The following is a 13,195-nucleotide window of genomic DNA, read 5'->3' on the forward strand; positions in this document are numbered from 1 at the left end:
TTAGTTGTCAACAGTCAGCAGTCAACAGTCAACAGTCAACAGTCAGCCGTCAACAGTCAACAGTCAACAGTCAACAGTCAGCCGTCAACAGTCAACAGTCAGAAAATTACAAGAGCGGAAATTGAAATAACGTGTCAAAATAGAAATGTGAAATCAATTCTATTCTTTCCTCATGGGTAAACAGCGCGTTCTTTCAGGAGTTCAGCCAACAGGCAATCTTCACCTAGGCAATTATCTCGGTGCCATTCGCAACTGGGTAGAAAATCAAAGCCAGTACGAAAACTACTTTTGCGTAGTCGATTTGCACGCAATCACCGCACCGCACAATCCAGCAACCCTAGCCTCCGACACTTACGCCATCGCCGCCCTTTATTTAGCTTGCGGCATCGATTTAGAACATTCTACTATTTTCGTGCAATCCCACGTCTCGGCGCACACAGAACTAGCATGGCTGCTAAACTGCATTACGCCGATTAACTGGCTCGAAGATATGATTCAGTTTAAAGAAAAAGCAATTAAACAAGGCGAAAACGTCAACGCAGGCTTGCTAAATTATCCCGTATTGATGGCAGCAGACATCTTGCTTTACGATGCCGACAAAGTACCAGTAGGAGAAGACCAAAAACAGCATTTGGAACTCACCCGCGATCTAGTCATCAGATTAAATCACCAATTCGGCACACCAGAAAAACCCGTATTAAAACTTCCCGAACCGTTAATTAGGGCAGACGGCGCGAGAGTAATGAGTTTGACAGACGGTACGCGCAAAATGTCAAAATCCGATCCTTCCGAACAAAGTCGAATTAACTTATTAGATTCGCCAGAAACCATTACTAAAAAAATCAAGCGCTGCAAAACAGATGCCGTGCGGGGCTTAACCTTTGACGACTCCGAACGCCCCGAAGCTAGAAATCTGCTAACACTTTATCTCCTGCTTTCAGGCAAATCGAAGGAAGAAGTTGCAGCGGAATGTGAAAACATGGGTTGGGGAGAATTTAAACCATTGTTGACAGAGACCACAATTAATGCCCTCAAACCAATTCAAGATAAATACAAGGAAATAATGGACGATCCGGGATATTTAGAGTCTGTACTACGTCGCGGCAAAGAACAAGCAGAAACCATTGCCAACAAAACTCTGACTAAGGTTAAGACAGCTTTCGGTTATTCTTTACCTGTTTAGTTGTTATTGGTTACTGGTTAGTTGTTAGTTGTTAGTTGTTATTGGTTACTGGTTAGTTGTTATTGGTTACTGGTTATTTGTTAGTTGTTAAGAATTACAACTGCCAACTGCCAACTGCCAACTGCCAACTGCCAACTGCCAACTGCCAACTGCCAACTGCCAACTGCCAACTGCCAACTGCCAACTGTCAACTGCCAACTGCCAACTGCCAACTCCCAACTGTCAACTGTCAACTGTCAACTGCCAACTGCCAACTATCAACTAACTATGAACCGTTTTCGTACAGCCTGCACCACCCCTGGAGAATTTATAATTACCGCCGAAGTTGCCCCGCCAAAAGGCGGCGACATCACCCACACGATCGCAATGGCTGAACTTCTAAAAAACAGAGTTCACGCTATTAATATCACAGACGGCAGCCGCGCAGTGCTGCGAATGTGCCCGCTAGCAGTTTCCGCGATTCTATTGCAGCACGGCATTGAGCCGATTTGTCAAGTTGCTTGTCGCGATCGCAATCAAATAGGCCTGCAAGCCGATCTCATGGGAGCCCACGCTTTAGGCATCCATAATATCTTGGCACTCACAGGCGATCCAGTCAAAGCCGGCGACCATCCAAAAGCCAAAAGTGTATTCGATTTAGAATCAGTGCGGCTGCTGCAAGTCATTCAAAAAATGAACGGCGGCAAAGACTGGAATGACAAAGCTTTAACAGACGGAATTACCGATTTATTTGTCGGTGCCGCTGTCGATCCGCAATCCCCCAGTTGGTCTGGTTTGCAAAGTCGATTCGAGAAAAAAGTAGAAGCCGGAGCACAGTTTTTTCAGAGCCAATTAATTACCGATTTTGAAGTTTTTGATAAGTTTATGCACCACATTGCTGCTGGCTGCAAAAAACCAATTTTAGCAGGAATCTTTTTGTTTAAATCAGCTAAAAATGCTGAATTTATCAAAAAATACGTGCCGGGAGTTCACATCCCGCAAGAGACGATCGATCGTTTGGCAAAATCCCCAGCACCTTTGCAGGAAGGCATAAAAATTGCGGCCGAACAAGTCAAGCTAGCGCGGCAATTGTGTCAAGGAGTTCACCTGATGGCAGTGAAGCGAGAAGATTTGATTCCTCAAATTTTGGATTTGGCGGGAATCGAGCCGCTGAGTTAACATTGAGTTATTGCTAACATTTTAAATCCACAGGACAGTCATGGTTCAAACTATAGACAATCCCACAATTTCTCCCACAGCCGAGCAGCATTTCACTTGGCGCGGTTTGAATTGGCAGCAGTTTAAAGCAATTCAATCCAGCTTTGAAAATGTGCCAGGAGTTCGATTATTTTATTGTGATGGAGTTTTAGAAATTGTGGGTACTGGAAGATTACACGAAGAGATTCGGTGTCTGATTGCCTTGCTAATGGGACAGTTCTTTATACAAAGAAGAATTGTATTTTTTCCGAGCGGTGCTTACAGTCAGATTGTTGAGGGTCAAGTGGAGTATCAGGCAGATTTATCTTATTGTATCGGGAATAAAAAAGATGTTCCCGATCTGTGTATTGAGGTAGTTGTTACTAGCGGTAGTCCGATTAAACTTCAGAAGTATCGGCTGATGGGTGTGCCGGAAGTCTGGTTTTGGGAAGACGGCACGCTAAAGATTTACCATTTGCGAGAACAGGGTTATGAGCAAATTACAAACAGCGAATTGCTGCCTGAGTTAGACTTGTCTTTGCTCAAACGCTGCATTTTGTTTGCTTCGCCTTTGGATGGACTGGAAGAGTTTGGTAGAGGTATTAATAGCAATGACTAATTCAGATTTACTCGATCGCGATAATATCAAAATAGTAGAGTCGCAAATTTCTGAAGTTACAGTTTATACCGATCGCGCCCTGATCGCCCGCCGCGGCACAGTAGCCCTGATGGGAAACGAGCGCGAATTGACCATCGCCTCTCTCCCCACAACCCTCGAAACAGAGTCAGTCAGGGCCACCGGTGCGGGTACAGTCGCCGTGCGATTGCTGGGAGTACGCACCGAAACAGTGTTTAGCAGCGAACCTACGGGCGATCGCATCGCCGAATTAACCCACCAAATCCAAGAATTAGAAACCCAAAAACGCGCCATACAAGACCAAATCGCCGCCCGAAAAATTCAACTCAACTTTGTCGAGAATTTAAGCGCAAAAAGCGTGGGTTCCTTTGCCAGCAGCATCTCCAAGCAACAGATTGGTTTGAACGAAGTCGGCGAATTGCTCAATTTTTTAGGCAGTAATTATAAAAAGTACATAAGTGCGATCGCCCAACACGAAAGACAGCAGCAGGAATTAGACAAGCAAATAGAAGCCTTACGCCAGCAGTTGCGCCAACTACAAACTCCCCATTCCCAACAAAGTTTTAACATCATTGTGGCGATCGAACCCAGCGGCAGCGGCAATTTTGAACTAGAAGTTTCCTATGTAGTAATGGGAGCCCGTTGGACACCCCTTTACGACTTGCGAGTCAACACCACCAACAACCAAATCAATCTCAACTACCTAGCCGAAGTCAATCAAAATACAGGCGAAGATTGGACGGGAGTAGCACTGACTTTATCCACAGCAAAACCCGGATTGGGAACTTTGCCGCCAAAACTCCAACCCTGGTTTATCGATATTGTTCGCCCAAAATCTGCTCAAAGCCAAGGCTTTCCCAGAGCGCAGATGAAACGAAGTGTGAAACCAGAAACGTCAGCAGTGTATGACAATTTCATGGAATCTGAGATGGAAGACGAGGAGCAATTAGACATGATGGCTGTTGGTGGCAGCGCTCCCGCGCCCGAACCCATAGCAGCTCAAACCGCCACAGCAAGAGTATCTAAAGAAGGCAGTACCGTCTCATTTCAAGTAGGAGAAAATACCAATATTCCCAGCGACGGCACACCCCACAAAGTCACTATTTTCAGCGAAAATTATCCCTCCAAACTTCAATACATAGCCGTTCCGCGTTTAGTCAGCTTTGCTTATTTGCAAGCAATTGTCACCAATCCAATGACAAGTGCAACTCTCCTGCCCGGTAAAGCAAATATTTTTCGCGACAACACTTTTGTAGGTACTTTACAGTTAGACAATATTTCTCCCGGTGAAGAAGTCAAGCTTAATTTAGGAATAGATGAAGGATTAAAAATCGAGCGGGAATTAGTGGAAAGACAAGTAGATAAAAAACTGATTGGCAATCAGCGCCGCACAAGTTACGCCTATCGGTTAATTGTGACCAATTTGCAGCAACTGCCTGTAAACTTGACCTTGAAAGAGCAACTACCAGTCAGTCGCAACGAGCAAATAAAAGTGCGGTTGAGTGTCACAAATCCCAAGATAGAAGCAGGTGAAATGGGAATGTTGGAATGGATAATGTCTCTACCGCCTCAAGCCAAACAAGAGTTAGATTACCAGTTTGTTGTCGAACATTCTCCTGAGTTAACAGTCATGGGTTTAGATATTTAATTAGGATTTACACTCTTAATCTGTAACGCCAGCTACAGCTTATACTAATTATGAAAAATATTGCTACATAGAAATTATAGGCAATCGTATGTAGGGAAACGGCACTGCCGTGTCCGGCGGGGGGTTGTGCAAATCAAAGATAATTTGTATAAAATTGGTAATTGTAGCAAGACTATTTCCAATTGGTATTACTTATCAAAAATTTGACGATCTGACTATCAACAAAAAACCAGGATTAATTACAACTGGCGAACAGTCCTGTATAACGGTATAATTCCCCCTTCCTCGAAAAACGCCCCGATTTTTCAACAATTTGTACTCCAGCGATCGCGCCCCTGTTGTTTAGCATCGTACAAAGCTTTGTCTGCATAGGCTACCAGTGTCTCTGGTTGAACTTCCAGCCTTGGTATGAGTGAGGAAATACCCAAACTAACTGTGACGATTTCCTTCACGTCAGACTGTGCATGGGGAATCGCCAGATTGTGAATTTCTTGCTGAATGTTTTGTGCCACCTTAATCCCTCCTTCTAAATCCGTATTCGGGAGGAGTGTCACAAATTCTTCGCCACCGTAACGCGCTGCTAAATCGGTGGGACGAATGACTACTTTTTGTAATATTTGCCCTATTCTAATTAAGCAATCATCGCCAGCCAGATGACCGTAGTAGTCGTTGTAGGATTTGAATTTATCAACGTCCAATAAAATTAGAGAAAGTGGCTGATTTTCTCGCGCTAGGCGTTGCCATTCACTTTGAAGGCGATTGTTGAAACAGCGACGGTTAGCCACCTGAGTCAAACCATCTAGATTGGCCAGTTCTTCTAATTTTTGATTGGCATCTTGCAGAGCCAATTCAATTTGTTTGCGGGCGGTAATATCACGGATAGTAACGGAAAAACCATCTCCTAGCTTGACTGCTACGAAGTGAAACCAGCAAGATTTTCCTGATTCATAGTAAAAATCCTGTTCTAAAGATTCCCCCATCTCGACAATATTAACGAAGCCATTAAATAGTTCTGGATCAATCTTACTCAAAAACTTTTTTAGTACCAATTTGCCAATCATCTCTTCACGACTGCGTTTAAAAGCTCTAGCAGTCACGGGGTTGACGAGTAAACACCGAAAATCCTCAATCTCCCCTGTTTCGGTATTACGAACAGCCTGCATTGCCGCAATACCATCAAGGGAACTATTCAAAACACTAGCAAGTAAAGCCCTCGATTGATAAAGTACCTCTTCTGTTTCCCGGCGCTTAATATTTTCTTTTTCCAGAAGCTGTTGCTGGCGTTGAATGGTTAACTGATTTTCCAGACGCGCCACGACTTCTTCGATTTGAAATGGTTTGGTAATGTAGTCTATAGCCCCTAACTCAAAGGCGGTTACTTTGTCGAAGACATCATCTAAAGCACTAATGAAAATCACTGGAATGTGGCTAAAGTCTGCATCAGCTTTGAGAGTTCTACAGACTTGATAACCATCCATTTCGGGCATCTTAACATCTAAAAGTATTACATCTGGTCGCTTTACATTCACGGTTTTTAGTGCCATCCGCCCGCTGGTGACGCTGCGAACAGTGTAGCCGAGTTTGAGGAGTGCATTGCTTAGTAATTGTAGATTTTCTAGAAGATCGTCTACAATTAGAATATTACCTTTATTTTCGATGCCAGAATTAAGATTCATTGCTTATCAGAGGTTCTACTAAATCAAGAATCTGCTCAAATTTAAATTGAATGGCAATTTTTGTCAGGGATTTTATCAAACGAGTTTCTGTTTGGGGAATTTCTCCTACGACTTGTAACACGAGGTTGGTATTTGCCTCAAGTGCGGCTGCGTATAGTTGACTAATCCATTCTTGAGTCATACAGGTTAAATCTTCCGATGTCAATGGGCTTTTTTCTGTATCATCAAAAACTGGAGATATTGTTTCTGCATAGATATATTTGACTCCCAAATGCTTAGCTAGTGTCTCAAAAATACTGTGTTCAACGAAGGGTTTGCGAAGGAAGTCATCACAACCGGCTGAAAGCACGATCGCCCTTTCTTCTTCCAAAACACTCGCTGTTAACGCGATTATAGCTGTAGCATTGCCTTTGGTGGTAGATTTGATGTATTTTGTCGCTTCGTAGCCATCCATCACTGGCATCCTCATGTCCATCCAGATCAGGTGAGGTTCCCATTCATCCCAAATTGCGATCGCCTCTTGTCCGTTACTAGCTTCTTTCACCTCAAATCCCAAGGGACTGAGCAACTTAATTAGTAATTGTCGATTAATATATTGATCATCGACTGTGAGAATTTTGTAGCTAAGTTGACCGGGAGCAAGTGCTAGCACTCTGGGATATTCTCCTGTAATCTTGCTGTTGGTTTTTTCGCCCAATTTTACCTGAATATAGAATGAGAAAGTTGTACCTTTTCCTAATTCACTTTTTACCGAAATATCTCCCCCCATCAATTGCACAAATTTTCGGCTGATTGCTAAACCTAAACCCGTTCCTTCCTGCATTTCTTTTCCGGCTTGGGCTTGACTAAAAACATCAAATAGTTTTGGCAGTTCTGCGGCTGCAATACCCACCCCAGTATCGCGCACCCGAAAATGAATCTGAAAAACATCTGTGGTTTCTTGTTCTCCCTGAAAAACATTGAGAGTAATGTTACCCTCTGAGGTAAATTTGATAGCATTGCTGAGTAAATTAATTAAAACCTGACGCAGTTTTAGTTCATCGGTACAGATATAGCGGGCGACATTTTCGGTACGCTGAAAAATCATCTTCAATCCAGCATTAGTTGCGCGCAAATGCAGCATATCTTCTAAATCATTTAGCAATATATGTAGGTCAAAGTCTGTAAGATTAAGGGTGGTTTTACCTGCTTCGATTTTTGATAAATCGAGTACATTATTAATCAGCGTTAAGAGATAATCACCACTGCGATAGATAATTCCGGCATTCTCGTATTGTTCGGGGGGCATATTTGTGGCGCGTACCATCAATTGCGAAAAGCCGAGAATAGCATTGAGGGGCGATCGCAATTCGTGGCTCATATTGGCAATAAATGTACTTTTAGCTTGATTAGCGGCTTCTGCTTTCACTGCCAACTCTCGGGAAATCTTCTCACTTTCCTGCAAAGCCATAGTACGCTGAATCACTCTTTCTTCTAATTCCGCATTAGCTTGTTGTAATTTCAAAGCCGCTTGACGATTTTCCGAAACAATCGCAGATGTCACCATCGTCGTAAGGGAAAGTACCCCCACAAATAAAAGTAGTAACAAAAGGGAATTACGAGCCAATGCCGCCTTATAAAAAATACCAATTTTATAAGCCGTAGTGATAAAAGCCATACTACAAATGGCGGTGACTAAAATAGTAGTAACTTTCTGACTAAAACGAAAAACAGACCATAAGAGAGGGGGTAAAAGTAAATATTCTACAGGTTGACTCTCAAATAAGGAAAATTTAATGACTATTCCCAAAAGAATAGCAATAATCAGAAATTCTCCACTAACCCAAGACTGCGGGGCATAAAATTTCTGTTTTTTTAAACAACAAATTAATAAAAAAGGGGTAAAAAGTAAGATGCCTATACTATCACCAATCCACCAACCAGTGAAAGTTTTTATAAAGTCAGACAGGGGGACAAGTTTCTGATAAGTGAATGAACAAGTCCCGATCAAAGCGTTGGGTAAACTAACTCCTAAAAAACTAACGGCGATAAAAATTACTACATGATTGACTTCATTAAAAGGAAATTTTGTGCGAGTTAACCGTCGAATCACAAATACTGCCAATAAATTCCAAATCGTTACACTAATAGTATTGAAAACATTACTCCATAATAAGCTTGGGGATATCGGCCACATGATTAAGGTCGCAATAAATTGACCCATAAAGATACCTAACCAACGAGAATAACCCCACTCCAATAAAGTGGCGAACATCCATCCTGTTCCGGGCCAAACGGGTGAAAGATATGGTGGAATAATCGTAATACTGGATATTTTATGATTATTCGTGAGCAGCCAACAAATCAAAGGATAAACAATGGAAATAATCAGAACTTGAAGCCACCAGTGGGGATTTTTTATTTCTAAGCCGAGATTATTTAAGAGGTTAAAAAAATGTTTTTTTGCGCTCATTTTTTAGGTATTAACTTGCTTCACAAAAACTGTCAACTATCAATTAGGAACCATTAAAGGTTCTATCAAATCAAGAATTTGCTCAGATTGAAATTGACGTGTTAATTGAGTCAGGCTTTTGATTGAAAATAGTTAAGTTTCAGGAATTTATTGAATAACTTTCATCACCTTTTATGTGTTGGCTTCTAACACAACTTCAGATCAGCTTATCATCCATTCATGGCGCTGTAAAACGCAACTATGTAAACGACTGTCAACTATCAAAATACCAAAAAATCAGCACTAGGAGAGGCTGTTTACATACAGTTATATCGTTCAGTTTAAGCCCGCCGACCTACTTACTTTAAATGTTTCTGATGTTAATTCTGCTTGCGTTAGACGATCGCCATTATGAGATTGCATTTCCTCATAAATATATTTTACCCCTATCAGCATCAGCTTACAACAAAGCAAGATTTTTGAATCCCAGCAAGTGCAAGGCAATTTCAATCGCACTCAAAGAGGCGATCGCACAACTGGGAATCCCATACTTAGCTTGCAAAAATTTACCGATAATTTGTAAACTGCAAAGCCATCGGATAATCTTCTTGCTTCAAGCGTTGAATTACCAACTGCAAATCATCTTTATCCTTGGCAGAAACGCGCACTGCATCACCTTGAATTGAGCCTTGAATCTTTTTAAACTCATCTCGAATTAATTTAGTGATTTTTTTGGCAATTTCCTGGTCAATCCCTTTTTTTAGTTTGATTTCTTGACGGACGCGGCTGCCGCTAGCCGGATCAATTTTGCCGTAATCAAAAATTTTCAGAGATAAATTCCGCTTGGCAGCTTTTGTTTGCAAAACAGTGTGAATTGCATCGAGAGTAAATTCGCTGTCGGTGTTGACAACTATCGATTCTGCGCCCAATTCGACGGTGGTTTTGGTATCTTTCAAGTCGTAGCGGCTTTGAATTTCCCGCACTGTTTGGTCAACAGCGTTAACTACTTCTTGCCGATCGAAATCGCTGACAATATCAAAGGAATAACTAGCAGCCATAAATTAATATTTGGTAATGGGCATTGGGCCTTGGGCATTGGGCCTTGGGCATTGTTAGCTGTTGACTGTTGACTGTTGACTGTTGACTGTTGAGTGTTGACTGTTAACTACTGCCAACTAGCAACTGCCAACTAGCAACTAGCAACTGCCAACAGTCAACTAGCAACTAGCAACTGCCAACTGACTACTGACTAATGACTAATGACTAATGACTAATGACTGCTGACTATTAATTAACAGCCATCAAACTGAAATAGAATAAAGTAACTGTGCAGGAAGAACTAATCGCAAACATGAGCGATCGCCCCAGAGGCACATTCAGAATATAGAAAACGGAAAATAACAAGCGGGCGATCGTAAAAGCGATCGCAGCCAAACCCGCCGCCTCCGAATCTACCCCCGTCACAAAAGCCATCAAAGCCGCCGCCGAAAACAGCATAAACGTCTCAAACGAATTTTGGTGGGCCCAAGTTGCCCGCTGAGCGTAATCCGGCAACCTCTCAAACATAGCGCGCGGCGCTGCTTGGTCGTAGCCTAGCTGCAAGCGGGCGAGGGCAACCACCAAAAACGGTGCATAAACCAGCGCCGCTGCAGCAGCAATACAATCAAGCAGAATAACCGACACAGGCAATCCCAACAGCATCATCCGCCTCGCATTTCAATCAAAATAGAACAGAGTAACCACCTTGCGCTGTTCTTCCGCGTCTTGGCAAGTTTTCAGCAAAGTGTGACTTTCATGAAAAGCAAAACAGATCAGTTGCTGACAGCGAGAAATAATCTCCTGATTGCACATGGCGCTTGCTTCCGGGAGAGACAAACTGTCATTTTTGGGATTTTCTACCAAATGTATGACTTGTTCGAGCTGATCGCGGGACTCCCGCGGCTGGCGGCTCATACTTTGTGGCAAAATCACCGTCAGCAGATTAGGATCTGCCTGCATTGCCCCCCGAATCGCGGCAGAATTAGTGCCTGTAGCGCCTGATGTGATGAGCTGATTGCCTCCCAGAACTAAGGCGTAGCTCAGCATCTCAATTAGCTGCTGGTGGGTAATAGGAACGTGACGAGAACCCAAAAGAGCAATCCGCTTGGAGCTGGTTTGCTGGATCGCCGCAAGTTCTTGTAAAAAATCATCAACTCTGGGTAGCTCAATTGATTGACTCAAAGAATTTATTAAATTAAATAAAACTACGTTGTGGATTTTAGCAGACTCCCCAGCAATTGCCGCCAAAAACCAGTTAAAAATTGCACATTTACAAGATTTGACTGGGGGATGGCGAGATTTGAGGGAGCCATAAGGCATTGGGCAGCCGTAGCTGAAGGTAGAATTCCTGAAAAATTGAGAATTTAAGAATTTTCCATTTTTATTTTTTAATTCAAAAAAAAATTCTGCCTTCTTACACTCCGGCGGCCTGCTTAATGGACTTTCGCTCCCAAACCCAAGGATGCGATCGTGCTGTCCCAGTCAAAGTGTTCTGCCATTAGCTGAGTAACGCATTCCACCTTGATCCGTTCGTGCAGGCGCACGCTGCCAAAGGTGCTGTCGATAATTTCTACCGTGGTTAGGGTATCCAAATCTACAGACAAAACTGGAATTTCCATTTCTTCTGCTCTGCCGATTACCAGGGGAGAAGGAGGCAAGTGGCCTGTGAGAATTAAGCACTGAGTTGAGCTTTCCAGGGCCGCGAGTTGAATGTCGGTGCGATCGCCCCCGGTGACTACCGCCATATTTCTCGCTTTGCGGAAATACTTCATCGCCGAGCTAACATTCATCGCGCCAATTGTCAAGGTTTCCACCATCAAATCCAAACGGTCTGGACGGCAGAGCACTTCGGCTTTCAATTGGTGCACCAATTCTTTGACGCTGACACTCCGCAGCAAAGCGCTTCTCGGCAGCATTCCCAAAACTGGAATACCTGCAGCCTCCAAGAAAGGCCGCACTGTCGTCGCGATCGATTCGAGTTTGTCCGAGGGCACGTCGTTGAGGACAACGCCAGCCAAGCGCGAACCTAAACGCCGTTTAGCCGACAGCAAATCGTCTATATAAAGATCGATCGGGCGCGTCACCAACAGCACAGAGGCATCAACCGCCTCAGCTACTTGAGGCAAAGACAAGTCAAACAGACTGCCTTCCTCCAAATTAGCCGGGCCTTCTAACAGTACCAAGTCTGCCTTGGGGCCTTGCAAATATTGCGCCAGAGAGAGCCGGTAGTCAGTCTTGTCTTCTCCCCGCAAACGCTTGTGAACCGTCTCCTCGTCCAAAGACAGCAGTGTTGAGGGCATCTGACTTTCTGAGAGTTTCAGCGTCTCCACCGCGAACCGCACGTCTTCCTCCTCGGTTCCAGCTCCCTCCGAGCTGAAACAGGTTCCCAGAGGCTTGCCGTAGGCGACGGAGAGTCCTTTTGCCGGGAGTGCGAGTGCCATCCCTAGGGCGATCGCGGACTTACCGCTGTAAGCTTTTGTCGAACCGATCAGTAAATATTTAGTCAATTTGGGTACGCCTTCTCTCCTCAATTTGCACCTGTCTATTTTAATAAATTTAATTTTTTCAACAGTATTTTTCCACTGCGACGGAATTTCGCAATTCGATTATACTCGATTTGGTCACTTTTGGTCAGATTATTTTTTTTAATTAAATTTGTTATTCATGCGTTCGCAACCCTTTTGTCCGCATTCTTTGACATCCTGAGTTTTTCAAACCAGTTTTTTCAGAGAGCCGTTCTCAACAGAGTTGCGTCAAGGGCGATCGATAGCTTTCTTACCTGTTTGCCCCCGGATTTTTTTCGATTAACATTACAGCAACGTTTCGCCCTAATTCACGGCTAAAATCTGTATTGTTTTCAGCCTTTTTTGGGCTTTTTAAGTCAATTAACAACCCTAAAATGCCGATCATTTAAAATGAATTACTAACCTTCAATTAAATTAATTGTAGTTGTTTTAAATAATATAAGGAGAGACATATTTATTGCCGATAATTTTCTGGAGAACCGTTTTTGTAAAAACTAAAGATTGCCAGATTTGTTGCGGAAATTAGACATTATTACTGACCGCAATCAAATCAAAAATACATCAATTTGCTGGTGGGCGGGCTGGTATTTCGGTAGCCAAAATGCGGGCGACAAGTGAGCGATCGGACTTTTTGGGCTGTAGGTTGAGTTTCCTTGGCTGAGGCTACTGCGTTAGATTCTCAGCAAGCGACGGGGCAAAGTCAAAGGAAATCGGACGATCGCGATCGCACTTCCTAGCACTGCAAAAGAGATGCTTGAGAACAATCCAAGAACTCATATCAATTCCGGTTGCACTCATACATGACCATTGGTAACAAGTTAGAAAGGAGTAGATTTTGTCAATACCCCTTTGTGCATAAATATAATTGGGTAATAATGATA

At 43.2% G+C, this 13,195-nt stretch carries 12 protein-coding genes; 4 read left to right on the top strand and 8 right to left on the bottom strand.

The window, feature by feature from the left end:
• Positions 1-172: 172 nt before the first annotated feature.
• Positions 173-1,183, top strand: coding sequence for a tryptophan--tRNA ligase (gene trpS / locus QUA97_RS20335; protein WP_333195674.1), 1,011 nt, complete (start codon positions 173-175; stop codon positions 1,181-1,183).
• Positions 1,184-1,263: 80 nt separating this feature from the next.
• Here trpS and QUA97_RS20340 read toward each other — a convergent pair whose 3' ends face one another.
• Positions 1,264-1,416, bottom strand: a complete 153-nt coding sequence (locus QUA97_RS20340; protein WP_333195676.1) for a hypothetical protein — start codon at positions 1,414-1,416, stop codon at positions 1,264-1,266.
• Between the two features lie 34 nt (positions 1,417-1,450).
• On the opposite strand from QUA97_RS20340, the gene QUA97_RS20345 reads away from it, so the two are divergent.
• The 3 genes from QUA97_RS20345 to QUA97_RS20355 are packed head-to-tail and all read left to right on the top strand — an operon-like array spanning position 1,451 to position 4,644.
• On the top strand, positions 1,451-2,341 hold the full coding sequence (locus QUA97_RS20345) for a methylenetetrahydrofolate reductase (RefSeq protein ID WP_333195678.1): 891 nt from the start codon (positions 1,451-1,453) through the stop codon (positions 2,339-2,341).
• 40 nt (positions 2,342-2,381) lie between these two features.
• The gene (locus tag QUA97_RS20350) at positions 2,382-2,978 is read left to right on the top strand and encodes a Uma2 family endonuclease (RefSeq protein ID WP_194066982.1); all 597 of its coding nucleotides are present in this window, start codon (positions 2,382-2,384) and stop codon (positions 2,976-2,978) included.
• Complete coding sequence (locus tag QUA97_RS20355) at positions 2,971-4,644, top strand: mucoidy inhibitor MuiA family protein (RefSeq protein ID WP_194066983.1); 1,674 nt, start codon at positions 2,971-2,973, stop codon at positions 4,642-4,644. The genes QUA97_RS20350 and QUA97_RS20355 overlap by 8 nt, the downstream gene beginning before the upstream one ends.
• A gap of 305 nt (positions 4,645-4,949) precedes the next feature.
• Here the strand turns inward: QUA97_RS20355 and QUA97_RS20360 are convergent, their stop codons facing one another.
• From QUA97_RS20360 to QUA97_RS20390, 7 genes are all read right to left on the bottom strand, one after another.
• Entirely contained in the window at positions 4,950-6,320 is a 1,371-nt protein-coding gene (locus QUA97_RS20360; RefSeq protein WP_194066984.1) for a diguanylate cyclase domain-containing protein, read from the bottom strand.
• On the bottom strand, positions 6,310-8,772 hold the full coding sequence (locus QUA97_RS20365) for an ATP-binding protein (protein ID WP_194066985.1): 2,463 nt from the start codon (positions 8,770-8,772) through the stop codon (positions 6,310-6,312). Before QUA97_RS20365 ends, QUA97_RS20360 begins: the two co-directional genes overlap by 11 nt.
• Positions 8,773-9,317: 545 nt before the next feature.
• Positions 9,318-9,809, bottom strand: a complete 492-nt coding sequence (locus QUA97_RS20370; RefSeq protein WP_194011603.1) for a YajQ family cyclic di-GMP-binding protein — start codon at positions 9,807-9,809, stop codon at positions 9,318-9,320.
• Positions 9,810-10,038: 229 nt separating this feature from the next.
• On the bottom strand, positions 10,039-10,452 hold the full coding sequence (locus tag QUA97_RS20375) for an MAPEG family protein (RefSeq protein WP_194011609.1): 414 nt from the start codon (positions 10,450-10,452) through the stop codon (positions 10,039-10,041).
• Between the two features lie 15 nt (positions 10,453-10,467).
• Complete coding sequence (locus QUA97_RS20380) at positions 10,468-10,971, bottom strand: DNA recombination-mediator protein A (protein ID WP_194011610.1); 504 nt, start codon at positions 10,969-10,971, stop codon at positions 10,468-10,470.
• Between the two features lie 251 nt (positions 10,972-11,222).
• Entirely contained in the window at positions 11,223-12,320 is a 1,098-nt protein-coding gene (locus QUA97_RS20385) for a phosphotransacetylase family protein (protein ID WP_194011604.1), read from the bottom strand.
• A 657-nt stretch (positions 12,321-12,977) separates the two neighbouring features.
• The coding region (locus tag QUA97_RS20390) for a hypothetical protein (RefSeq protein ID WP_333195683.1) at positions 12,978-13,195 on the bottom strand (218 nt) is incomplete at its 5' end.

This window comes from Microcoleus sp. CZ3-B2 (assembly GCF_036705055.1).
Taxonomy (GTDB): Bacteria; Cyanobacteriota; Cyanobacteriia; order Cyanobacteriales; family Microcoleaceae; genus Microcoleus.

Coding starts and splice junctions, on each gene's coding strand:
- trpS (WP_333195674.1), top strand. CDS start 173: ATGGGTAAACAGCGCGTTCTTTCAGGAGTTCAGCCAACAGGCAATCTT.
- QUA97_RS20345 (WP_333195678.1), top strand. CDS start 1,451: ATGAACCGTTTTCGTACAGCCTGCACCACCCCTGGAGAATTTATAATT.
- QUA97_RS20350 (WP_194066982.1), top strand. CDS start 2,382: ATGGTTCAAACTATAGACAATCCCACAATTTCTCCCACAGCCGAGCAG.
- QUA97_RS20355 (WP_194066983.1), top strand. CDS start 2,971: ATGACTAATTCAGATTTACTCGATCGCGATAATATCAAAATAGTAGAG.
- QUA97_RS20360 (WP_194066984.1), bottom strand. CDS start 6,320: ATGAATCTTAATTCTGGCATCGAAAATAAAGGTAATATTCTAATTGTA.
- QUA97_RS20365 (WP_194066985.1), bottom strand. CDS start 8,772: ATGAGCGCAAAAAAACATTTTTTTAACCTCTTAAATAATCTCGGCTTA.
- QUA97_RS20370 (WP_194011603.1), bottom strand. CDS start 9,809: ATGGCTGCTAGTTATTCCTTTGATATTGTCAGCGATTTCGATCGGCAA.
- QUA97_RS20375 (WP_194011609.1), bottom strand. CDS start 10,452: ATGCTGTTGGGATTGCCTGTGTCGGTTATTCTGCTTGATTGTATTGCT.